Origin of the sequence: Burkholderia sp. AU4i, from assembly GCF_000466765.1 — a bacterium.
In the GTDB taxonomy this organism is placed as follows: domain Bacteria; phylum Pseudomonadota; class Gammaproteobacteria; order Burkholderiales; family Burkholderiaceae; genus Burkholderia; species Burkholderia cepacia.
Window position 1 is genome coordinate 1 of the sequence record NZ_ASSI01000316.1, and the last position, 700, is coordinate 700.

1 protein-coding gene is annotated in these 700 nt (G+C 67.0%); it reads left to right on the forward strand.

Features of this window, described 5'->3' with window-relative positions; translation table 11 throughout:
* Window positions 1–573, forward strand: a 573-nt coding sequence (locus L810_RS41470; protein WP_042978293.1) for a substrate-binding domain-containing protein, incomplete at its 5' end; no start/stop codon positions are given.
* Window positions 574–700: the final 127 nt, after the last annotated feature.

Consider the following 700-nt stretch of genomic DNA (forward strand, 5'->3'; position numbering starts at 1 on the left):
GATGCGAACGCGAACGGCCCGGTCGATTCGTTCGTCGGCTCGAAGAACTACGACGCGGGCGTGATGTCGTGCGACTACCTCGCGAAAGCGATCGGCGGCAGCGGCGAGGTGGCGATCCTCGACGGCATTCCGGTCGTGCCGATTCTCGAACGCGTGCGCGGCTGCAAGGCGGGGCTCGCGAAATACCCGAACGTGAAGCTGGTCGACACGCAGAACGGCAAGCAGGAGCGCGCGACCGCGCTGTCGGTGACCGAGAACCTGATCTCCGCGCACCCGAAGCTGAAGGGCGTCTTCAGCGTGAACGACGGCGGCGCGATGGGCGCGCTCGCCGCGATCGAGAGCTCGGGCAAGGACATCAAGCTGACGAGCGTCGACGGCGCGCCCGAGGCGATCGCCGCGATCCAGAAGCCGAATTCGAAGTTCATCGAGACGACCGCGCAGTTCCCGGCCGACCAGGTGCGTATCGCGCTCGGCATCGCGATTGCGCGCAAGTGGGGCGCGACGGTGCCGAAGGCGATCCCGGTCGACGTGAAGGTGGTCGACCGCGGCAACGCGAAGGGCTTCAGCTGGTGAACGACGTGCAATGCGACTCGACGGGCGGCGGCACGGCCGGCGCCCTTCGTACGGAGAAACCGATGGACACGATACTCCGGCTCAGCGACATCGCGAAAAGCTTTCCGGGCGTGAAGGCGCTGTCCGG